This window comes from Ensifer sp. LBL (genome assembly GCF_050435225.1).
Taxonomy (GTDB): domain Bacteria; phylum Pseudomonadota; class Alphaproteobacteria; order Rhizobiales; family Rhizobiaceae; genus Ensifer.
The window spans coordinates 367,130-387,781 of the sequence record NZ_JBNDJY010000006.1; the positions used below are offsets into that span (position 1 = coordinate 367,130).

The 20,652-nt window shown below is 63.4% G+C and carries 18 protein-coding genes; 8 read left to right on the plus strand and 10 right to left on the minus strand.

Annotated features, from left to right (window positions below):
• Positions 1 to 44: 44 nt before the first annotated feature.
• Positions 45 to 956, minus strand: coding sequence for a DMT family transporter (locus tag OKW20_RS24850; RefSeq protein ID WP_429176467.1), 912 nt, complete (start codon positions 954 to 956; stop codon positions 45 to 47).
• A 155-nt stretch (positions 957 to 1,111) separates the two neighbouring features.
• The gene (locus tag OKW20_RS24855; RefSeq protein WP_192450949.1) at positions 1,112 to 2,596 is read right to left on the minus strand and encodes a nucleobase:cation symporter-2 family protein; all 1,485 of its coding nucleotides are present in this window, start codon (positions 2,594 to 2,596) and stop codon (positions 1,112 to 1,114) included.
• Positions 2,597 to 2,929: 333 nt separating this feature from the next.
• Between OKW20_RS24855 and OKW20_RS24860 the strand changes: the two genes are divergently transcribed.
• Positions 2,930 to 3,382: a hypothetical protein gene (locus OKW20_RS24860; protein ID WP_156134131.1), complete on the plus strand. Its 453-nt coding sequence runs from the start codon at positions 2,930 to 2,932 to the stop codon at positions 3,380 to 3,382.
• 110 nt (positions 3,383 to 3,492) lie between these two features.
• Here the strand turns inward: OKW20_RS24860 and OKW20_RS24865 are convergent, their stop codons facing one another.
• The 8 genes from OKW20_RS24865 to OKW20_RS24900 form a co-directional block, all read right to left on the minus strand.
• On the minus strand, positions 3,493 to 5,214 hold the full coding sequence (locus OKW20_RS24865) for an ABC transporter substrate-binding protein (RefSeq protein WP_043619113.1): 1,722 nt from the start codon (positions 5,212 to 5,214) through the stop codon (positions 3,493 to 3,495).
• 82 nt (positions 5,215 to 5,296) lie between these two features.
• Entirely contained in the window at positions 5,297 to 5,719 is a 423-nt protein-coding gene (locus OKW20_RS24870; RefSeq protein ID WP_043619110.1) for a DUF2160 domain-containing protein, read from the minus strand.
• Complete coding sequence (locus OKW20_RS24875; RefSeq protein WP_043619107.1) at positions 5,719 to 6,537, minus strand: carbohydrate ABC transporter permease; 819 nt, start codon at positions 6,535 to 6,537, stop codon at positions 5,719 to 5,721. Before OKW20_RS24875 ends, OKW20_RS24870 begins: the two co-directional genes overlap by 1 nt.
• A 22-nt stretch (positions 6,538 to 6,559) precedes the next feature.
• Positions 6,560 to 7,426 (minus strand): carbohydrate ABC transporter permease, encoded by an 867-nt coding sequence (locus tag OKW20_RS24880; RefSeq protein ID WP_034802451.1) that lies wholly within the window; start codon positions 7,424 to 7,426, stop codon positions 6,560 to 6,562.
• Between the two features lie 2 nt (positions 7,427 to 7,428).
• Positions 7,429 to 8,499, minus strand: a complete 1,071-nt coding sequence (locus tag OKW20_RS24885) for an ABC transporter ATP-binding protein (RefSeq protein WP_043619104.1) — start codon at positions 8,497 to 8,499, stop codon at positions 7,429 to 7,431.
• A 21-nt stretch (positions 8,500 to 8,520) separates the two neighbouring features.
• Positions 8,521 to 9,591 (minus strand): ABC transporter ATP-binding protein, encoded by a 1,071-nt coding sequence (locus OKW20_RS24890; RefSeq protein ID WP_429176474.1) that lies wholly within the window; start codon positions 9,589 to 9,591, stop codon positions 8,521 to 8,523.
• A gap of 130 nt (positions 9,592 to 9,721) precedes the next feature.
• A complete protein-coding gene (gene glpD, locus OKW20_RS24895) occupies positions 9,722 to 11,239 on the minus strand; it encodes a glycerol-3-phosphate dehydrogenase (RefSeq protein WP_429176476.1) in 1,518 nt (505 codons plus the stop codon).
• A gap of 131 nt (positions 11,240 to 11,370) precedes the next feature.
• Entirely contained in the window at positions 11,371 to 12,135 is a 765-nt protein-coding gene (locus OKW20_RS24900; protein WP_429117216.1) for a DeoR/GlpR family DNA-binding transcription regulator, read from the minus strand.
• A 172-nt stretch (positions 12,136 to 12,307) separates the two neighbouring features.
• Between OKW20_RS24900 and OKW20_RS24905 the strand changes: the two genes are divergently transcribed.
• From OKW20_RS24905 to OKW20_RS24935, 7 genes are all read left to right on the plus strand, one after another.
• Positions 12,308 to 13,075 (plus strand): SDR family NAD(P)-dependent oxidoreductase, encoded by a 768-nt coding sequence (locus OKW20_RS24905; RefSeq protein ID WP_043619088.1) that lies wholly within the window; start codon positions 12,308 to 12,310, stop codon positions 13,073 to 13,075.
• Between the two features lie 209 nt (positions 13,076 to 13,284).
• The gene (locus tag OKW20_RS24910; protein WP_043626325.1) at positions 13,285 to 14,181 is read left to right on the plus strand and encodes a LysR family transcriptional regulator; all 897 of its coding nucleotides are present in this window, start codon (positions 13,285 to 13,287) and stop codon (positions 14,179 to 14,181) included.
• Between the two features lie 176 nt (positions 14,182 to 14,357).
• On the plus strand, positions 14,358 to 14,837 hold the full coding sequence (locus OKW20_RS24915) for a formate dehydrogenase subunit gamma (RefSeq protein WP_205237606.1): 480 nt from the start codon (positions 14,358 to 14,360) through the stop codon (positions 14,835 to 14,837).
• Positions 14,834 to 16,390 (plus strand): formate dehydrogenase beta subunit, encoded by a 1,557-nt coding sequence (locus OKW20_RS24920; RefSeq protein WP_429176480.1) that lies wholly within the window; start codon positions 14,834 to 14,836, stop codon positions 16,388 to 16,390. Before OKW20_RS24915 ends, OKW20_RS24920 begins: the two co-directional genes overlap by 4 nt.
• Before the next feature lie 231 nt (positions 16,391 to 16,621).
• Positions 16,622 to 19,501 (plus strand): formate dehydrogenase subunit alpha, encoded by a 2,880-nt coding sequence (fdhF, locus tag OKW20_RS24925; RefSeq protein ID WP_429176483.1) that lies wholly within the window; start codon positions 16,622 to 16,624, stop codon positions 19,499 to 19,501.
• Between the two features lie 21 nt (positions 19,502 to 19,522).
• Positions 19,523 to 20,362 (plus strand): formate dehydrogenase accessory sulfurtransferase FdhD, encoded by an 840-nt coding sequence (gene fdhD / locus OKW20_RS24930; protein ID WP_429176485.1) that lies wholly within the window; start codon positions 19,523 to 19,525, stop codon positions 20,360 to 20,362.
• Positions 20,352 to 20,585: a formate dehydrogenase subunit delta gene (locus OKW20_RS24935; RefSeq protein ID WP_429176487.1), complete on the plus strand. Its 234-nt coding sequence runs from the start codon at positions 20,352 to 20,354 to the stop codon at positions 20,583 to 20,585. The genes fdhD and OKW20_RS24935 overlap by 11 nt, the downstream gene beginning before the upstream one ends.
• The last annotated feature ends 67 nt before the right edge of the window (positions 20,586 to 20,652 follow it).

Genomic DNA, 20,652 nt, shown 5'->3' on the forward strand with positions numbered 1-20,652 from the left:
GCCAGACGGCGCGCGCAATCTCTTTTCTTTATCCGTAAGTGGGCTCAGCCGCGGTCGGCGATCGCAGCGGCGCGTTGCCGCGCCGGGATGGTCATGGCCGCGACCCCGACGATGACGCAGCCAAGGCCGATCCAGGCGGTGTCGGACAGCCGTTCGCCGAGAAAGAGCGCACCGATGGCAACGCCGATCGGCACGCGCAGATAGGCCTGGGCCGTGGCGCCGACCGAGCCCAGCGTCTGGATCAGCCGGAAGTAGATGGCAAAGGCAAGGGCGGTCGAGAACACGGCGAGGCCGACGAGCGCCAGCAACGACCCCGCCGATGGTGCCAGCGTCCAGGGCCTGTCGACGACGAGGCTTACCGGGATCAGCAGCGCAGTACCGGCAATCAACGATCCGGCGGCGGGCATCATCGGGTCGAGCCCCTTGAAGCCGCGACCGAAGATGGCCGCACCCGCGTAGCAGACGGTGGCGAGCACGACGGCGAGCTGCGGCAGCAACTGTTCGCCGAGCCCGCCGAAGGCCTCCATGCCGATGATCAGGCTGATGCCGGTCATGCCGGCGAGGATGCCGACGAGCTTGCGGGCCGTGACCGCCTCGTGGCGGGTGATCAGCGCCGTCATCAGGAAGGCAAAGATCGGCGTCGTCGCATTGAGGATCGAGGCGATGCCGGCATCGATCGTCTGCTCGGCCCAGGCGATCAGCGTGAACGGCACGACGCTGTTGAGGCAGGCCTGGAACAGGAAGCGCCGCCAGGTTGCCGCGTCACGCGGCAGGCTAAGGCCGCGCCAGCGCAGAACGGCAAGAAGAAGCGTGCCGGCAATCAGGGTGCGCGCGGCAATCAGCGTGACCGGCGGAATGGTCTCGATGCCGATCTTGATGAAGGTGTAGGAGGCGCCCCAAAGCGTTGCGAGCGCCAGAAGCAACAGGAGTTCGAGGGAGAGGTTGGTCTTGGCCATCGGGGTCGCATCCTTGCGTCGTCATTGTTGCCATCGTTCTAACGCGACGCTGGCGGCGGATGCTTCGTTGGTGGTCGAAGTATCGGGATCTTGCCGTGTGAAAAGCGAAACCCCGGCTTTCGTGGGAAAGCCGGGGTTTCGCGATTGTAAAGGGTTCAATGGCTGTCGGCAAGCTTGGCAGCATTGACGCTGGCTGTGCTTTCGAAGCTGAGACCGTTGAAGAAGGCGTTGAGCACGACCGCCGAGATTGAAGCAAGCACGATGCCGGACTCGATGATCGGGTGGATCGCATGCGGCAGCCAGATCAGGAAGTTCGGCGCGATCAGCGGGATCAGGCCGAAGCCGACCGAGACGGCGACCACGAAGAGGTTGTTGCGCGACGACTTGAAATCGACGGTCGACAGGATGCGCACGCCGGTCGCAGCAACCATGCCGAACATGACAAGGCCGGCGCCGCCGAGCACGAAGGTCGGAACCGCTTCGACCAGTGCGCCCATCTTCGGGATCAGGCCGAGCGCGATCATGATGACGCCCCCCATCACGCAGACGTAGCGGCTCTTGACGCCGGTGACGCCGACAAGGCCGACATTCTGCGAGAAGCTCGTATAGGGGAAGGTGTTGAACAGGCCGCCGATCATGGTGCCGAGGCCATCGACCCTAAGGCCGGCCGTCAGTTGCTGCCGCGAGACTTCGCGGTTGGTGATTTCGCCGAGCGCCAGGAACATGCCGGTCGATTCGATCATGACGACGATCATCACCAGCGACATCGTCGCGATCAGCACCGGATCGAAGATCGGCATGCCGAAGCGCAGCGGCGTGACGACGGCGAACCAGCCGGCATCGGCCACCCGGTCGAAATGCATCATGCCGAGTGCTGCGGCGACGACGCAGCCGACGACGACGCCTGTCAGTACCGCGATGTTGCTGATCAATCCGCGGCCGAAGCGGGCAATCACGAGAATGGAGAGGAGCACGAAGCCGGCAAGCGCAATGTGGCTCGGCTCGGCGTAGAGCGGGTTCGGCACGCTGGCGCCAAGCACCAGGCCATCCGGAACCGCCGGGCCTCCGGTGGCCGCGGCCTTCTTGAGCTCCGCCAGCCATTCCGCATGGGTCGGATCGACGAGCTTGGGTGCGGTCGGGCCGAAGGGGTTGCCGAAGATCCAGTTCACGCCGACGCGCATCAGCGAAACGCCGATGACGAGAATGATCGTGCCGGTAACGACAGGGGGGAAGAACCTCAGGAGCCGGCCCATGACCGGGGCAAGCAGCAGCGCGACGAGGCCGGCGCCGATGATCGCGCCGAAGATCATCCGGGCACCCTCCTGTCCAGGCGTCATCGCTGCCATCGACACCATCGGGCCGACCGAGGCGAAGGTGACGCCCATCATGACCGGAAGCCGGATGCCGATGCTGCGGCCGACGCCCAGCGACTGGATGATGGTGACGAGACCGCAAACGAAAAGATCGGCCGAAATCAGAAAAGCGACGTCCTGAGGGCTGAGCTGCAAGGCGCGGCCGACGATCAGGGGCACCGCGACGGCGCCGCCATACATGACAAGGACATGCTGTAACCCGAGGGTCGCAAGCCTGCCCACGGGCAGCCTTTCGTCCACGGGGTGTATGCTGGAAACGTCGCTCATGGTTCCTCCTCCCATTGCATCGACCAGTCCGGCCCCCGTCCTCCAACAGGGGAACCGCTATCTTCGGTTGTCGAGACAGAATGTCGCAAGTCTTGCCGGAACGAAAACACTTTCCGGATTCCGGGGGGAATTGTCGAGGGATGATTGGGGGGGAAGGTCCGGATTTGACCGTCGAACGGCTCTGACCGGGCAGGTCTTGCCGAAGAAAGCCCCAAGGCGTGGCGAAGAACGAGGTGATCCTAGCAACGATGCAACGTTGCTGCAATGCGAAACGACGATGGTTCGTCGCGCCGGGTGCGAAGGTTCCGCCACGGCTCGTTTGGGATCATGTCGATGAAATCTTGCAGATTGGCCTTTTCGTCTCCCGGTCGTGCGCTTCTCGCGCTGCTGATCGTTCTCTGGCCGGCGGTTGCCGGGGCGAGCGGCGTGAGCTTCCAGGGGCAATGGCAGCAGGTGGTCTCCGGCGCCGGTGACTGCGAGAGCTGCTCGGTCGAGATCCGGCGGAACGGCCCCGTGCTCAAGGTGACGGGCAGGGACGGATGGTTCGCGGTGACCCATCTCGGCCGGGTCGAGGGTTCGAGTGCCGAAGGCATCGGTCGCTGGAACGAGGATGGCGCCAGCCTTTATCGCGGCAAGCCTTTCGACATCCGCATCACGATCGTCGACGAGCATCTCTACATGGACATGAGCGTGCGGATGGATGACGGCTCGACGCAGGCCATCAGGGCAATCTTCGACAAGCGCCGGTTAGAGAAGTCCGGGCGCCTGCGGCTTGCCCACATGTAGGCGTGGTCGGGCTCTCGCGCATGCCGGCAAAGAAATACCGGGGCCGTTGCCGACCCCGGTGCCGCATCTCCTGAAAGGAAAAGGCCGCCCGGTTTGGGGCGGCCTTCCTGTTACTTCTGCCAGCTCTTGACCAGATCGTCGTAGTTGACGGTCTGCGGCTTTTCCTTCTCGTTCTCGATCTTCAGCTGCGGAGCGAGGTTGCCCTTGGAAACGGCGTCCTTGTTCCAGTACTCGAGATCGTGCTCTTCGGCGAGCTTCGGACCGATGTCGCCCTGAACGCCCGAGCGTTCGAGACGGGAGAGAACCTTCTCCTGCTCCGCGCACAGCGAGTCCATGGCTTCCTGAGCGGTCTTGGCACCCGAGGATGCATCGCCGATCGCCTGCCACCACAGCTGAGCCAGCTTCGGATAGTCAGGAACGTTCGTACCGGTCGGCGACCACTGCAGGCGGGCCGGCGAACGGTAGAACTCGATCAGACCGCCGAGCTTCGGCGCGCGGTCCGTGAAGCTCTTGTGGTCGAGCGTCGACTGGCGGATGAAGGTGAGGCCGACATGGCTCTTCTTCACGTCGACAGTCTTCGAGGTGACGAACTGCGCATAGAGCCAGGCGGCCTTGGCGCGGTCGTCAGGCGTGGACTTCAGCAGCGTCCAGGAACCGGCGTCCTGGTAACCGAGCTTCATGCCGTCCTTCCAGTAGACGCCATGCGGGCTCGGAGCAAAACGCCACTTCGGCGTGCCGTCCTCGTTGACAACAGGAAGACCCGGCTTCACGAAGTCGGCGGTGAACGCCGTGTAGGTGAACATCTGCTGGGCGACTTCGCCCTGCGACGGAACCGGGCCGGATTCCGAGAAGGTCATGCCCTGGGCGGCAGCCGGAGCGTAAGCCTTCATCCAGTCGAGGTACTTCTGGATGGAGTAGACGGCAGCCGGGCCGTTGGTGTCGCCACCGCGGGCAACGCAGGAACCGACCGGACGCGAGTTCTCGTCGACCTTGATGCCCCACTCGTCGACCGGCTTGCCGTTCGGGATGCCCTTGTCGCCGTTGCCGGCCATCGACAGCCAGGCGTCGGTGAAGCGCCAGCCGAGCGACGGGTCCTTCTTGCCGTAGTCCATGTGGCCATAGACCTTCTTGCCGTCGACTTCGCGGCCGGTGAAGAACTCGGCGATGTCTTCGTAAGCGGACCAGTTGACCGGAACGCCGAGGTCGTAGCCGTACTTCGCCTTGAAGTCCGCCTTGTTCTTCTCGTCGTTGAACCAGTCGTAGCGGAACCAGTAGAGGTTCGCGAACTGCTGGTCGGGCAGCTGGTAGAGCTTACCGTCCGGTGCTGTCGTGAAGGACTTGCCGATGAAGTCGTCGATGTCGAGGTTCGGGTTGGTGACGTCCTTGCCTTCATTGGCCATGAAGTCGGTCAGGCTGCGGGCCTGCTGGTAGCGCCAATGGGTACCGATCAGATCCGAGTCGTTGATATAGGCGTCATAGACGTTCTCGCCCGACTGCATCTGCGTCTGCAGCTTTTCGACGACGTCGCCTTCGCCGATCAGGTCGTGGGTGATCTTGATGCCGGTGATGTCGGAGAAGGCCTTGGCCAGCGTCTTCGATTCGTATTCATGGGTGGTGATCGTTTCGGAAACGACCTTGATTTCCATGCCGGCAAAGGGCTTCGCCGCATCGACGAACCACTGCATTTCGGCTTCCTGGGCCGCGCGGTCGAGCGAGGACATGTCGCCGATCTCGCTGTCGAGGAACTTCTTGGCTTCGTCCATGCCGGCAAAAGCGCTGCCGGTGAATGCCAGCAGCATAGCTGCCGTCGTAGTCAAAAGATGCCGTCGCATAATTCCCTCCCTTAGGTTTGCGAATGCGGTTCTTTGGCTTTCGAGGGGTCGCTGGTTTAGCGGCCCCTCAAATCGGTTCGCCTCAGACGTAGCGGAAGACGCCGACGGCATAGACCAGGGAGAGCGCGAGCGCCCACCACAGGTTCTGCCCACCGACGAAGCCGAGCCATGCGAGGTGAATGAAGGCGCTGCCGAGCAGCGACACGAAGAGGCGATCGCCCCGTGTCGTCTCGAAGCGCAGGATGCCGACGCGCGGGTTGCCACCGGGCGAGGCATATTCCCAGACCGCCATCATCGACAGCAGTGCGAAGATCGTCAGGAAGAACATGGCCGACGGAAACGACCAGGCCATCCAGCCACCGGGGATGAGCGGCGCGAACCAGTCGCGCGCGCCGTCCTTGATCGGCAGCATGCTGAAGAGCAGCCCCGCAACGGTGGCGTAGACGACGAGAACGGCGGCAAACGGCAGCTGCCAGCGGGCCTTGCGAACGGGTTGAGCGGTCATCATACCCTCCCCAGGGCAAAGCCCTTGGCGATGTAGTTGCGAACGAAATAGATCACCAATGCCCCCGGGATGATGGTGAGCACACCGGCCGCGGCGAGCACACCCCAGTCGAGACCGGAGGCGGAAACCGTGCGGGTCATGGTGGCGGCGATCGGCTTGGCGTCCGTGGTCGTCAGCGTGCGGGCAAGCAAGAGTTCGACCCACGAGAACATGAAGCAGAAGAAGGCGGCGACACCGATGCCGGAGGCGATCAGCGGCATGAAGATCTTCACGAAGAAGCGCGGGAACGAGTAACCGTCGATGTAGGCGGTTTCGTCGATCTCCTTCGGCACGCCCGACATGAAGCCTTCCAGGATCCAGACGGCGAGCGGCACGTTGAACAGGCAGTGTGCAAGCGCCACTGCGATGTGCGTGTCGATCAGGCCGAAGGCCGAATAGAGCTGGAAGAAGGGCAGCGCGAAGACGGCCGGCGGCGCCATGCGGTTGGTCAAGAGCCAGAAGAACAGGTGCTTGTCGCCGAGGAAGCGGTAGCGCGAGAAGGCATAGGCCGCCGGCAGCGCTGCCGTCACCGAGATCACCGTGTTCATGACCACGTAGATGATCGAGTTGATGTAGCCGTTGTACCAGGAGGGATCGGTGAAGATCACCTCATAGTTCCGGAGCGTCGGATTGACCGGCCAGAGCGAGAAGGTGCTCAGGATCTCGCTCGTTTCCTTGAAGCTCATGTTGACGAGCCAATAGATCGGCAGGAGCAGGAAGACGATGTAGATCGTCGGCACCAGCCAGGAAAGGCGTTCGGTAAGCGGTTGTTTTTGCATTTTGTTTCTCCTCCCGCCTTTGTCAGCCCTGCGCGTCGCTCGTGGTCATCACGGTGTAGAAGATCCACGAGAGCAGCAGGATGATGAGGAAGTAGATGATCGATAGCGCTGCCGCCGGACCGAGGTCGAACTGGCCGATGGCCGTCTTGACGAGGTCGATCGACAGGAAGGTGGTCGAGTTGCCCGGGCCGCCGCCGGTGACGACGAAGGGCTCGGTGTAGATCATGAAGCTGTCCATGAAACGCAGCAGGAAGGCGATCAGCAGAACGCGCTTCATCTTCGGCAACTGGATGTAGCGGAACACCGACCAGCGCGAAGCGCCGTCGATCTTGGCCGCCTGGTAATAGGCGTCGGGGATCGAGACGAGGCCGGCATAGCAGAGCAGCACGACGAGGCTCGTCCAGTGCCAGACGTCCATGACGATCAGCGTGACCCAGGCGGCAACGGGGTTCTGCACGTAGTTGTAGTTGATGCCGATCGCTTCGAGCGTGCGGCCGAGCAGGCCGATGTCGACGCGGCCGAAGACCTGCCAGATGGTGCCGACGACGTTCCACGGGATCAGGAGCGGGAGCGCCATCAGGACGAGGCACACCGGCACGCCGAGACCCTTCTTCGGCATGTTGAGCGCGATGATGATGCCGAGCGGGATTTCGATGGCGAGAATGATCGCCGAGAAGATCAGGTTGCGGCTGAGCGCGTCCCAGAAGCGGTCGGAGGTCAGCACCTGGACGTACCAGTCGGTGCCGGCCCAGAAGAACTGGTTGTTGCCGAAGGTGTCCTGGACCGAATAGTTGACGACGGTCATCAGCGGGATGACGGCCGAGAAGGCGACCAGCACGAGGACCGGCAGCACCATGAACCAGGCCTTGTTGTTCCAGGTTTTCTCCATGGTCAGGCCTCCTCGCCGACGCGCCAGGAATCGGCGTAGATGTTGATGGCTTTCGGATCGAAGGTGACGCGCGGTTCGGCGGGGATCTCACCGTCTTCATCGACGATGATCGAGATCGGCTGGTCGGCAAAACGGGCGCGCACGATCTTGTGGCGGCCGATATCCTCGACCTTGGTGATCGCGACCGGCATGCCTTCGCGACCGAGCGAGACGAATTCCGGGCGGATACCGAGCTCGGTCTTGGCGCCGGCCTTGACCTTGGGCTGGAAGGTGAGGCCCAATTTCTCGCCGCCGATCGTCGCCGTGCCGCCGTCGAGCTTGACCGGCAACACGTTCATGCCCGGCGAGCCGATGAAGTAGCCGACAAAGGTGTGGCGCGGGCGCTCGAAGAGCTCTGCAGGCGTGCCGATCTGCACGATCTGGCCGTCATACATGACGACGACCTTGTCGGCGAAGGTCAGTGCCTCGGTCTGGTCGTGGGTGACGTAGACCATGGTGAAGCCGAACTGCTTGTGCAGCCGCTTGATCTGCGAGCGCAGCACCCATTTCATTTCCGGGTCGATGACGGTCAGCGGCTCGTCGAACAGGATGGCGCTGACGTCGTTGCGCACGAGGCCGCGACCGAGCGAGATCTTCTGCTTCTGGTCGGCGGTAAGTCCGCGAGCCGTCTTCTTCGCCCAGCCGCCAAGGCCGATCATTTCGATCGTTTCCTTGACGCGGCGGTCGACCTCGGCCTCCGGCACATGCCGGTTGCGCAGGGGGAAGGCGAGATTGTCGTAGACCGTCATCGTGTCGTAGATGACCGGGAACTGGAACACCTGGGCGATGTTGCGTTCCTGGGTCGACAGATGCGTCACGTCCTTGCCGTCGAAGAGGATCTCTCCTTCGGACGGATTGATCAGGCCGGAGATGATATTGAGCAGGGTGGTCTTGCCGCAGCCGGAGGGACCGAGCAGCGCATAGGCGCCGCCGTCGTTCCACTCGTGGTGCACTTCCTTCAGCGCGTAGTCGTTTTCCGACTTCGGCTTGGCGCCATAGGCGTGGCGGATATGGTTGAGATTGATGCGTGCCATGTTTTCCTCCCAGCGCCCCCTTTAGGCCGCGCCGCCGATGGCGCGTCCGTCCGGCCCGAAGGCCATGAGGTGGCGGGTATCGACGAAGACATCCAGGGTCGCGTCGGGTTCGATGTCGTGAATGCCCGGCGCCAGCATCACCCAGCGCGCATTGGCAAAGCCGACGTGAATGAAGCTTTCCGAGCCGGCGATCTCGGAGATTGCGGTCTTGACGGTGAGCGCATCGCCGCCGCCATGCGGGCGGTCGAACGAAATATGGTGCGGCTGGAAGGCGACGGTGCAGGGGCCGTCGGCGATGCCGGCAAGGTGCGAAGGCACCGTCAGCACCGGCTTGCCGTCGAGCGTGAAGGCCGCGCCCGACTTGACCAGTTCGATGCAGTTGAGCGGCGGATCGGCAAAGGTGCGGGCGGTGATCAGGTCAACCGGGCGACGATAGACGTCGATCGTCCTGCCGAACTGGGTGATGCGGCCCTGGCTCATGGCAGCCGTATTGCCGCCGAGCAGCAGCGCTTCCGAGGGCTCGGTGGTGGCGTAGACGAAGATCGCGCCGGAGGCGGCGAAGATCTTCGGCAGTTCTTCACGCAGTTCCTCGCGCAGCTTGTAATCGAGGTTGGCGAGCGGTTCGTCGAGTAGCACGAGATCGGCATTCTTGACGATGGCGCGCGCAAGTGCCGTACGCTGCTGCTGGCCGCCCGAGAGGTTCAGGGGCGTGCGGTCGAGGTAGGGCGTCAGCTTCAAGAGATCGGCGGCCTTGCGCACTTCGCGGTCGATCGTGGCGGCGTCGGCGCCGCTGATGCGCATCGGCGAGGCAATGTTCTCATAGACCGTCATCGCCGGATAGTTGATGAACTGCTGGTAGACCATGGCGACCGAGCGCTTCTGCACCGGCAGGCCGGTGACGTCGGCACCGTCGAAAATGAGCGAACCGGAGGCGGGCTTGTCGAGGCCAGCCATCAGCCGCATCAGCGACGTTTTGCCGGAAAGGGTCGGGCCGAGCAGAACGTTCAGCGACCCCCTCTCCAGCACCAGGTCGGTCGGGTAGATATGCGTCTCCCCGCCCACGACCTTGGATATCTTCTTCATTTCAAGCATTGAATTCTCCACCCAGCCCTAAGGCAGTCCGAGCGTTTTCCACCCCAGCGCGGAAACGCTCTATCTCATCGGTCTTCTGCATTTCCGGACGCGCGCGCCCGTTCTGGAAATGCATTGCATGCGAGCGTCCTCAGGCGGCTGCGTTGGCCGCGCCCCGCATGTATTCCTCCAGCGCTACCGCCTCGCCCGGCGTCAGCTTCAATCCCAGTTTCGTGCGCCGCCACAGCACGTCCTCGGCGTGCCGTGCCCATTCCTGCGTCATCAGCCACTTGACCTCGGCCTCATAGAGATCGGCGCCGAAATGGTGGCCAAGAGCGGCCTCGTTCGACGCCGAACCGAGCAGCGCTGCGGCGCGCGTGCCATAGAGGCGCACGAGGCGACGCGCATGCTGGGGCGCAAGGAAGGGATATTGCTTCTGCAGTCTTGCGACTTCGTCGCCGTAGCCCTGGGCAGGAAAGTCACCGCCCGGAAGCCTGGAGCCGGCCGTCCATTTCGACCCCTTGACGCCGATCGCCTCGCCGATCTTTTCGAGGGCGGACTCGCCGAGACGGCGATAGGTCGTGAGCTTGCCGCCGAAGACGTTGAGCAGCGGTGCCGCTCCCTTGTCGCCCTCGACCCGAAGCACGTAGTCGCGCGTTGCTTCCTGCGCCTTGCTGGCGCCGTCGTCGTAGAGCGGGCGAACGGCCGAATAGGTCCAGACGATATCGTCCTTCGTCACCGGCTCGAGGAAATATTCGCTTGCTGCCTGGCAGAGATAATCGACCTCGGTGTCGCTGATGCGCACATCGGCCGGGTTGCCGGTATAGTCGCGGTCGGTGGTGCCGATCAGCGTGAAATCTTCTTCGTAAGGGATGGCGAACATGATGCGGCCATCCGGGTTCTGGAAGAAGTAGGCGCGCGGATCGTCGAACTTCTTCTTCACGACGATATGGCTGCCCTGCACGAGGCGGACATTGTGCACATCGTTCTTGCCGAGTGCGCCCGAGAGAACCGCGTCGACCCAGGGGCCGGCAGCGTTGATGAGCATGCGGGCCTTGAGCGTCTTGCGTTCGCCGGTTGCCTGGTTTTCGGTTTCGATCGTCCAGAGAGCGTCGTCGCGACGCGCGGCGACGACGCGGGTGCGGGCCATGATGACGGCGCCGCGATCGGCGGCGTCGCGGGCATTCAAGACCACGAGGCGAGCGTCGTTGACCCAGCCGTCGGAATATTCGAACGCCTTGTTGAACAGGCGCTTCAGCGGCTTGCCGGCGGGATCGCGGTTCATGTCCAGCGTCGCCGTTGCCGGCAGCAGCTTGCGGCCGCCAATATGGTCATAAAGGAAGAGGCCGAGGCGGATCAGCCAAGCCGGGCGCAGGCCGCCCTTGTGATAGGGCAGTACGAAGCGCATCGGCCAGATGACGTGCGGCGCCATCGCCCAGAGCACTTCGCGCTCCATCAGCGCTTCGCGCACGAGGCGGAATTCGTAATGTTCGAGGTAGCGCAAGCCGCCGTGAATGAGCTTGGTGGAGCCGGAGGACGTGCCGGAGGCGAAATCGTTCATTTCGGCCAAGGCGACCGAGTATCCACGGCCGACCGCGTCGCGCGCGATGCCGCATCCGTTGATGCCGCCGCCGATGACGAAGACGTCGTAGATTGCCTGCTCTGACACTGCTGTTTCCCCTCCACATTTCGCGATGCACAAATTGATGCATCAGCGAAAGTGAAATCAGTTAAAACGAAAACATATCGAATGTCAAACGAATGCACTGCGAATCTTAAGGGGTGTCTAAATCTCCGGTTTCAGGCGTCGGTTTCGATCAGCCGAACATCCTGTTCGGCACAGATTTTCCTGACATTTTCGAGCGTACAGCGATCGGTGATGAAGGTCTGAACCTGCGATATATGGCCGATGCGAACAGGCGCGGTTCTTTCGAACTTTGTCGAGTCGGAAACCAGGATGACATGGCGGGCATTGGCGATGATCGCCTGGGCGACTTTCACTTCGCGAAAATCGAAATCGAGCAGGGCGCCGTCATGGTCGATCGCCGACGCGCCAATGACAGCGAAGTCGACCTTGAACTGCTTGATGAAGTCGACGGCGGCCTCGCCGACGATGCCGCCGTCCGAACCGCGCACGACGCCGCCGGTGATCACCACCTCGATCGAGGGGAAGACGCGTAAGCGGTTGGCGACATTGATGTTGTTGGTGATGACCATCAGTTCCTTGTGGTCGAGCAGAGCCTCACCCACGGCTTCGGTCGTCGTGCCGATGTTGATGAAGAGCGACGCGTTGTCGGGGATGAGCTCGGCGGCGGCCTTGCCGATTGCCTGTTTCTCCGGTGCCGCGATCTGGCGGCGGGCGTCGTATTTGACGTTTTCCTTGCCGCTCGGGAAGATGGCACCGCCATGAATGCGGTTCAGGATCTTGGCGTCGCAGAGATCGTTCAGGTCCTTTCGGATGGTTTGCGGCGTGACGGAAAAGCGCTGCGCCAGCTCCTCGACCAGCACCCGACCCTCGCTTTTTGCCAGTTCCAGGATCTCCTCCTGCCGACCGGTCAAATACATTCCGTCCTCCCCATTTTCGTTTTGTTTCATAATATGCAAAAACGAAAGCCGTGCAATTTCAGAATCGGCGTTTGCGGCGAAATCGCTTTCGCAGCGAGGCCAGGGTGTCGGCGCGCGTTGCATTCGCTACGGCGATAGGCGACCCTGCCTCAGGAGTGAAGAGGGGAAAGACATGTTTCATCCGGCCTTGTTCAAGGGCATGACCGTCGTAATCACCGGTGCCGGGCGCGGCATCGGGCTGGAGGTTGCCCGCCAGTTCCTGGATTGCGGCGCGCATGTGCTCGTCCATGCCGGCCGGTCGATCGGCGACCTGCCCGATTTTCTCGAAACGGCGGCGACGGAAGGGCGGGCCTATGTGGCGACAGCGGACTTTCTCGCGCCGGATGGTGTCGAGGGGCTCGCCGATGTCGTGCGCAGCCGGTTCGAGAGTGTCGATATCCTGATCAACAATGCCGGCACGATGGTCGGCCGCTTCCCGGCGGCGGAACTGACCGACGAGCAGTACCAGACCGTCGTCCAGCTCAACCAGACCGCCGTCGTCGAGATGACGCGGGCGATGCTGCCGCTGTTGCGCAAGGGTACGCACCCGGCGATCGTCAACACGGTGTCGATCTCGGCACTGACCGGCGGCAGCGCCGGGTCGTCGATCTATTCGGCGACGAAGGCCTTCGTCTCCACCTATTCCAAGGCCTTGGCGCGGGAACTTGCGCCCGAGGGCATCCGGGTCAATTGTGTTTCGCCGGGCACGATCACCACCGACTTCCACGAGCGCTACTCGTCGCCGGAGAAGCTGGAGGCGACCCGCAAGACCATTCCGCTCGGGCGGCTCGGGACTGCGGAAGACTGCGCGCCGGTCTATCTCTTCCTCGCCTCGTATGCCTTGTCGGGCTACATCACCGGTCAGGTGCTGGAAGTGAATGGCGGGCAGCTGATTGCATGAGTGCGTGTTCAGCGTCGCCCCTCATCCGCCTGCCGGCACCTTCTCCCCGCAGGCGGGGAGAAGGGACGATGCCGCGCCCGTTCGCGTCCCCCACTCCATTCGGGACCTACGTCATAAAGAGGCGATCTCGCGAAGCGCCAAGTCCCCTCGCCCCGCGAGCGGGGAGAGGGCTAGGGTGAGGGGAAGAGCCACAACAACGAAGGCTACGCATGATCGACAAGCTGGAAATGTTCCTCGTCCTTGCACGCGAACGGCACTTTGGCCGGGCGGCGGAGGAGTGCGGCGTGACGCAGCCGACGCTGTCGGCGGCCATTCGTCAGCTCGAGGATCAGCTCGGCGTCATGCTCGTCAGCCGCGGATCGCGCTTTCAGGGCCTGACGCCCGAGGGGCAGCGCGTGCTCGAATGGGCGCGCCGCATCGTCGGCGATGCCCGCACCATGCGCGAGGAGATGCGGGCGGCACGCAAGGGTCTTTCCGGGCATATCCGACTGGCAGCGGTACCGACGACGCTTGCCATGGTGCCGATGATCACCGCGCCGTTCCAGGAAAAGCACCCTGATGTTACCTTTTCCGTGCTGTCGACGACATCGGTGCAGATCCTGGCACTGCTCGAAAATCTCGAGATCGATGCGGGGCTCACCTATCTGGAGAACGAGCCGCTCGGCCGGGTGACCAGCGTTCCGCTCCAGGTCGAGCGCTATCACCTCGTCACCGCCGCCGGAACGCCGCTTTCGGAGCGGGAAAGCGTGACGTGGAAAGAGGTTAGCGACGTTCGGCTTTGTCTATTGACGGCCGATATGCAGAACCGCCGCATCATCAACCAGCATTTCTCCGAAGCGGGTGCTGTCGCCAAGCCGACGCTCGAATCGAACTCGATGATCGTGCTTTTTTCCCATGTGCGCACCGGTCGCTGGGCCAGCATCATGCCGTTCAACGTCGCGAAATCATTCGGTTTTCACGAAGATATCCGGATGATCCCGATCGTCGATCCGGACGCCCGTCACACCGTCGGTCTGGTTGCGACGCATCGTGAGCCGTTTACGCCGCTGGTCTCGGCCTTGCTGCACGAAGCACGCATTCTCGGCGAGCGAAATCAGGTTCAATAGATTTTTTCTATCGACCGACGGAACAGCCTTATTGACCCATGCGGCCATAAGCGCGAAGCTTTTTGATCATGGCCGGAGACCGCCGAGGAACGGCCTTCGCCAGAGGTGAAATGTCGGCTGGGCCGGTCGCCCGTATCGGGTGCCGCCGTCTCGCCCACGAGCCGGGAGGGCTCCCGTTGAACATCCATCAGCCGCGTGCCGATATCGCGGAGACTACGCTCGCCATCGTCGAGGAGCTGAAGAGGCTCGAAGGGCCCTTGCTGCCGATCCTGCACGAGCTGCAGGAAGAGTTCGGCTATGTGCCGCAGGAATGTCTTCCGGTGATTGCCCGCGAACTCAACCTCTCTCGCGCCGAAGTCTACGGCGTGATGAGCTTCTACCATGACTTCCGCGAGCATCCGGCCGGGCGCCACGTGCTGAAGCTCTGTCGCGCCGAGGCTTGCCAGTCGATGGGCGGCGACGCGCTTGCCGAACGCGCCAAGCGGCTGCTCGGCATCGATTTTCACCAGACGACGCCTGACGGAGCCGTGACGCTGGAGCCGGTCTACTGTCTCGGGCTCTGTTCCTGCGCACCCTCCGCCATGCTGGACGGAGAGGTGCATGCCCGGGTCGACGCCACTGATCTCGAAGCACTCGTTCAGGAGGCGCGGCGATGACGGTGAAGATCTACATCCCGCGCGATGCGGCAGCGATCGCGCTCGGCGCCGAGAAGGTCGTAAAGGCGATGACCGAGGCGGTCACAGCCCGCGGCCTTGACGCCGTGATCGTTCGCAACGGTTCGCGTGGCATGCATTGGCTGGAACCCTTGGTCGAGGTGGAAACCGCTGGCGGCCGCGTGGCCTATGGCCCGGTCAAGGCACGTGACGTTCCCTCTCTGCTCGATGCAGGCCTGCTCGAGGGCGGCGATCATGCACTCTGTCTCGGCAAGACCGAGGAGATCCCCTTCCTCAAGCAGCAGACGCGTCTGACCTTTGCGCGCTGCGGCATCATCGATCCGCTGTCGCTCGACGATTACCAGGCCCATGGCGGGCTCGCAGGCCTGCGCAACGCCATTGCCATGGCGGCGCAGGACATCGTCGCGCAGGTGACCGAAAGCGGCCTTCGCGGCCGTGGCGGCGCGGGCTTTCCGACCGGCATCAAATGGAAGACCGTTCTCGATGCGGCGGGCGCGCGCAAATACATCGTCTGCAACGCCGACGAAGGCGACAGCGGCACCTTTGCCGACCGGATGATCATGGAAGGCGATCCCTTCGTCTTGATCGAGGGCATGGCGATCGCCGGCATCGCGACCGGCGCCACCAAGGGCTTCATCTATACCCGCTCCGAATACCCGCATGCGATCGCGGCGATGGCCGAAGCGATCGAGATCGCCCGCAAGGCCGGCGTACTCGGGCCTTCGGTGCTCGGCTCCGGCAGGGCTTTCGATATGGAAGTGCGCGAGGGTGCCGGCGCCTATGTCTGCGGCGAGGAAACGGCGCTTCTCAACAGCCTCGAAGGCAAGCGCGGTATCGTGCGCGCCAAGCCGCCGCTTCCGGCCCATAAGGGCCTGTTCGACTGTCCGACCGTGATCAACAACGTGATATCGCTTGCCTCCGTCCCGATCATCATGGACAAGGGCGCTGCCTATTACCGCGACTTCGGCATGGGCCGGTCGCGCGGCACGATCCCGATCCAGATCGCCGGCAACGTCAAACATGCCGGCCTCTTTGAGACCGCCTTCGGCCTGGCGCTTGGCGAGATCATCGACCACATCGGCGGCGGCACGGCAAGCGGCCGGCCGGTCAAGGCCGTGCAGGTCGGCGGCCCGCTCGGCGCCTATTTCCCCAGGGCGCTGTTCGATACGCCGTTCGACTATGAGGCCTTTGCGGCGCGCGACGGCCTCATCGGCCACGCCGGCATCGTCGTTTTCGACGATACGGTCGACATGCTCAACCAGGCGCGTTTCGCGATGGAGTTCTGTGCGGTTGAAAGCTGCGGCAAGTGCACGCCGTGCCGCATCGGTTCGACCCGCGGTGTCGAGGTCGCCGACAAGATCGCCGCCGGCATCGAGCCGGAGAAGAACCGCGAGCTCCTCGCCGATCTCTGCAACACGATGAAGTTCGGTTCGCTCTGTGCGCTGGGCGGCTTCACACCCTATCCGGTCTTGAGCGCCATGACCCATTTCCCGGATGATTTTCAGCCGGCACCAGTGGTGGAGGCTGCGGAATGATGCTTGCTGTACATCGGCAATTGCCCCTCACCCTAACCCTCTCCCCGCTGGCGGGGAGAGGGGACGCGGCTCACGCTGTCTCTGACGCATGGGGGACGGGTGCGGCATATCCCTTCTCCCCGCTGGCGGGGAGAAGGTGGCGGCAGCCGGATGAGGGGCCGTTGTTTGTGTCGCGCAGGCCAGAGGGGGGTAACACCGCCCCCTTGAACAAGAATTCTCAGGAGGGCTGACATGTCTCTCATTCATGAAATCGACTACGGCACTCCCGCTTCGAAATCCGAAAAGCTGGTGACGCTTACGATCGACGGCCGCGAGGTCACGGTGCCCGAGGGTACCTCGATCATGCGCGCGGCGATGGATGCCGGCATCGAGGTGCCGAAGCTCTGCGCGTCGGACATGATGGATGCCTTCGGCTCCTGCCGGCTCTGTCTCGTCGAGATCAAGGGGCGCAACGGCATGCCGGCGTCATGTACGACGCCGGTTGCGGCTGGCATCGAGGTCTCCACCCAGACGCCGCGGTTGAAGGATGTGCGGCGCGGGGTGATGGAGCTCTATATTTCCGACCATCCGCTCGACTGTCTGACCTGCGCTGCCAATGGCGATTGCGAGCTGCAGGACATGGCCGGTGCCGTCGGCCTGCGCGACGTGCGCTATGGCTATGAGGGCGAGAACCACGTCACGGCGCGCAACAATGGCGAGATCAACGCCAAGTGGATGCCGAAGGACGAGTCCAATCCTTATTTCACCTATGATCCGGCGAAGTGCATCGTCTGCTCGCGCTGCGTGCGTGCCTGCGAGGAAGTGCAGGGCACGTTTGCGCTGACGATCGGCGGCCGTGGCTTCGACAGCCGCGTTTCGGCCGGCATGGCGGAAGACTTCCTGTCGTCGGAATGCGTCTCCTGCGGCGCCTGTGTGCAGGCCTGTCCGACGGCGACGCTGACCGAAAAGTCGGTGATCGAGATTGGCCAGCCGGAGCATTCCGAGGTGACGACCTGCGCCTATTGCGGCGTCGGCTGCTCGTTCAAGGCGGAAATGCGCGGCGAAGAGCTGGTCCGCATGGTGCCGTGGAAGGACGGCCAGGCGAATCGCGGCCATTCCTGCGTCAAGGGCCGCTTCGCCTATGGCTATTCCAACCACAAGGACCGCATCCTCAATCCGATGATCCGCGAGAAGATCTCCGATCCCTGGCGCGAGGTCACCTGGGAAGAGGCCTATGCGCATGTGGCCTCCGAGTTCCGGCGCATCCAGTATCAGTACGGCCGCGATTCCGTTGGCGGCATCACCTCGTCGCGCTGCACCAATGAAGAGACCTACCTGGTGCAGAAGCTGGTGCGCGCCGGCTTCGGCAACAACAACGTCGATACCTGCGCTCGCGTCTGCCACTCGCCGACAGGCTACGGCCTCGGCCAGGCTTTCGGCACCTCTGCCGGTACGCAGAACTTCGATTCGGTCGAGTTCACCGACGTCGCCGTCATCATCGGCGCCAACCCGACCGACGGCCATCCGGTCTTCGGTTCGCGGCTGAAGAAGCGCTTACGCGAAGGCGCCAAGCTGATCGTCATCGATCCGCGCCGCACCGACATCGTGCGCTCGCCGCATGTGGAGGCGGCCTATCACCTGCCGCTGCAGCCCGGCACCAATGTCGCGATCCTGACTTCGATCGCCCATGTGATCGTCACCGAAGGCCTCGCCAACGAGAAGTTCATCCGCGAGCGCTGCGACTGGTCGGAATACGAGGATTGGGCGAGCTTCGTCGCCGAGCCCTACCATAGCCCCGAGGCGACCGAGGCCTATACCGGCGTACCGGCCGACCTGGTGCGTGGTGCCGCAAGGCTCTACGCCACCGGCGGCAATGGCGCGATCTATTACGGTCTCGGCGTTACCGAGCACAGCCAGGGCTCGACCACGGTCATGGCGATTGCCAACCTCGCCATGGTCACCGGCAATATCGGCCGGCCGGGCGTCGGCGTGAACCCGCTGCGCGGCCAGAACAACGTCCAGGGCTCCTGCGACATGGGCTCGTTCCCGCACGAACTGCCGGGCTATCGCCACGTGTCGGACGATGCGACGCGCGAGACCTTCGAAAAGCTCTGGGGCGTCGAGATTTCCAACGAGCCGGGCCTTCGCATCCCCAACATGCTCGATGCCGCCGTCGACGGCACCTTCAAGGGCATCTACATCCAGGGCGAGGACATCCTGCAGTCCGACCCGGATACCAAGCACGTGGCAGCCGGTCTCGCCGCGATGGAATGCGTCGTCGTGCACGACCTCTTCCTCAACGAGACTGCCAACTACGCGCATGTCTTCCTGCCGGGCTCGACTTTCCTCGAAAAGGACGGCACATTCACCAATGCCGAGCGCCGCATCAACCGCGTGCGCAAGGTGATGACGCCGAAGAACGGCTATGCCGACTGGGAGGTCACGCAGAAGCTCGCCCAGGCCATGGGGCTCAACTGGAACTACCGCCACCCCTCGCAGATCATGGACGAGATCGCCGCGACGACGCCGAGCTTCGCGCTCGTCTCCTACGACTATCTCGAAAAGATGGGCTCTGTGCAGTGGCCCTGCAACGAGGCGCATCCCGAGGGTTCGCCGATCATGCATGTCGACGGCTTCGTGCGCGGCAAGGGCAAATTCATCCGCACCGAATATGTTGCGACCGACGAACGCACCGGCCCGCGCTTCCCGCTGCTTTTGACCACCGGCCGTATCCTCAGCCAGTACAATGTCGGCGCCCAGACGCGGCGCACCGACAACGTCGTCTGGCATGCGGAAGACCGGCTGGAGATCCATCCGCACGACGCCGAACAGCGCGGCATCCGTGACGGCGACTGGATCCGGCTGGCAAGCCGCGCTGGCGAGACGACGCTGCGCTCGCTGATCACCGATCGCGTCGCGCCCGGCGTCGTCTACACCACCTTCCACCATCCATCGACGCAGGCAAACGTCATCACGACCGACTTCTCCGACTGGGCGACCAACTGCCCGGAATACAAGGTGACGGCAGTGCAGGTGATGCCGTCGAACGGTCCTTCGGACTGGCAGGTGGACTATGACGAGCAGGCCCGCCAGTCGCGCCGGATTTCCGGCAAGCTGGAGGCGGCGGAGTGATGGCCCGCACTGCGATCGATCATGGCGACATTTAAGACATCCAAGACCGTTCCCGAGGCCGCCCGCCGCAACGGCGCGCTTCAGGACGGTGCGCGCGCTGTGCCGGAGGAGACGCCGGTCGCGTTCAGCTATGGCGGCTCGACCCATGCGGTGATGATGGCGACACCCGGCGATCTCGAGGATTTCGCCGTCGGCTTCAGCCTGACCGAGGGCATTATCACCGATCCCGGCCAGATCGAAACGGTGGAGATCGTCTCGGAGACGGTCGCCGGCAATCTCGGCATCGACCTGCAGATCGTGCTTCAGGACGAAGAGAACGACATGCTGCGCCGGCGCCGACGGCACATGGCGGGGCCAGTCGGCTGCGGTCTTTGCGGCATCGAATCGATCGAACAGGCGGTGCGGCCGACGCCGGACGTGTCCCGTTCGAGATTGACGCTGTCGCAGGAGGATGTGGTTTCGGCCGTGTCGCTGCTTAATGGTCAGCAGCCGCTGCATTTCGAGACGCGGGCCGTGCACGGTGCCGCTTTCTATGTGCCTGGCCGCGGGCTGATTGCGGTGCGCGAGGATGTCGGCCGCCACAATGCGCTCGACAAGTTGATCGGTGCTTCGGCACGCGCCGGTTTCAAGGGCAGCGAGGGCGCCGTCGTCGTCACCAGCCGAGTCTCCGTCGAGATGGTGCAGAAGACGGCGGTCGTCGGTAGCCCCGTGATCATTGCCATCTCGGCGCCGACGGCGCTTGCCATCCGCACGGCCGAAGCTGCAGGCATGACGCTGATTGCGCTCGTGCGCGGCGACGAGTTCGAGATTTTCACCCATGCCGAACGCATCAAGTCCGGAGCTGCCGTCGATGTCGCATGACAATACCAACGCCAAGCTGATCTACATGGCGAACCAGATCGCCACCTTCTTCAAGAGCCAGCCGTCGAGCGAGGCGGCGCAGGGCGTTGCCACCCATATCAACAGGTACTGGGAGCCGCGCATGCGGCGCAAATTGTTCGAGCACATCGACAAGGGCGGCGAGGGCCTGACGCCGCTGGTGTTGGAGGCGGCCGCAAAGATCAAGCGTCCGGAAGCGGCTTAGACTGTCTCCTTTACCCGCCAGAGCTGCGCGCTCATCGGCAGCGCGTTTTCTTAAGCGGGTACTCTTC

Coding starts and splice junctions, on each gene's coding strand:
- OKW20_RS24850 (WP_429176467.1), bottom strand. CDS start 956: ATGGCCAAGACCAACCTCTCCCTCGAACTCCTGTTGCTTCTGGCGCTC.
- OKW20_RS24855 (WP_192450949.1), bottom strand. CDS start 2,596: ATGAGCGACGTTTCCAGCATACACCCCGTGGACGAAAGGCTGCCCGTG.
- OKW20_RS24860 (WP_156134131.1), top strand. CDS start 2,930: ATGAAATCTTGCAGATTGGCCTTTTCGTCTCCCGGTCGTGCGCTTCTC.
- OKW20_RS24865 (WP_043619113.1), bottom strand. CDS start 5,214: ATGCGACGGCATCTTTTGACTACGACGGCAGCTATGCTGCTGGCATTC.
- OKW20_RS24870 (WP_043619110.1), bottom strand. CDS start 5,719: ATGACCGCTCAACCCGTTCGCAAGGCCCGCTGGCAGCTGCCGTTTGCC.
- OKW20_RS24875 (WP_043619107.1), bottom strand. CDS start 6,537: ATGCAAAAACAACCGCTTACCGAACGCCTTTCCTGGCTGGTGCCGACG.
- OKW20_RS24880 (WP_034802451.1), bottom strand. CDS start 7,426: ATGGAGAAAACCTGGAACAACAAGGCCTGGTTCATGGTGCTGCCGGTC.
- OKW20_RS24885 (WP_043619104.1), bottom strand. CDS start 8,499: ATGGCACGCATCAATCTCAACCATATCCGCCACGCCTATGGCGCCAAG.
- OKW20_RS24890 (WP_429176474.1), bottom strand. CDS start 9,591: ATGCTTGAAATGAAGAAGATATCCAAGGTCGTGGGCGGGGAGACGCAT.
- OKW20_RS24900 (WP_429117216.1), bottom strand. CDS start 12,135: ATGTATTTGACCGGTCGGCAGGAGGAGATCCTGGAACTGGCAAAAAGC.
- OKW20_RS24905 (WP_043619088.1), top strand. CDS start 12,308: ATGTTTCATCCGGCCTTGTTCAAGGGCATGACCGTCGTAATCACCGGT.
- OKW20_RS24910 (WP_043626325.1), top strand. CDS start 13,285: ATGATCGACAAGCTGGAAATGTTCCTCGTCCTTGCACGCGAACGGCAC.
- OKW20_RS24920 (WP_429176480.1), top strand. CDS start 14,834: ATGACGGTGAAGATCTACATCCCGCGCGATGCGGCAGCGATCGCGCTC.
- fdhF (WP_429176483.1), top strand. CDS start 16,622: ATGTCTCTCATTCATGAAATCGACTACGGCACTCCCGCTTCGAAATCC.
- fdhD (WP_429176485.1), top strand. CDS start 19,523: ATGGCGACATTTAAGACATCCAAGACCGTTCCCGAGGCCGCCCGCCGC.
- OKW20_RS24935 (WP_429176487.1), top strand. CDS start 20,352: ATGTCGCATGACAATACCAACGCCAAGCTGATCTACATGGCGAACCAG.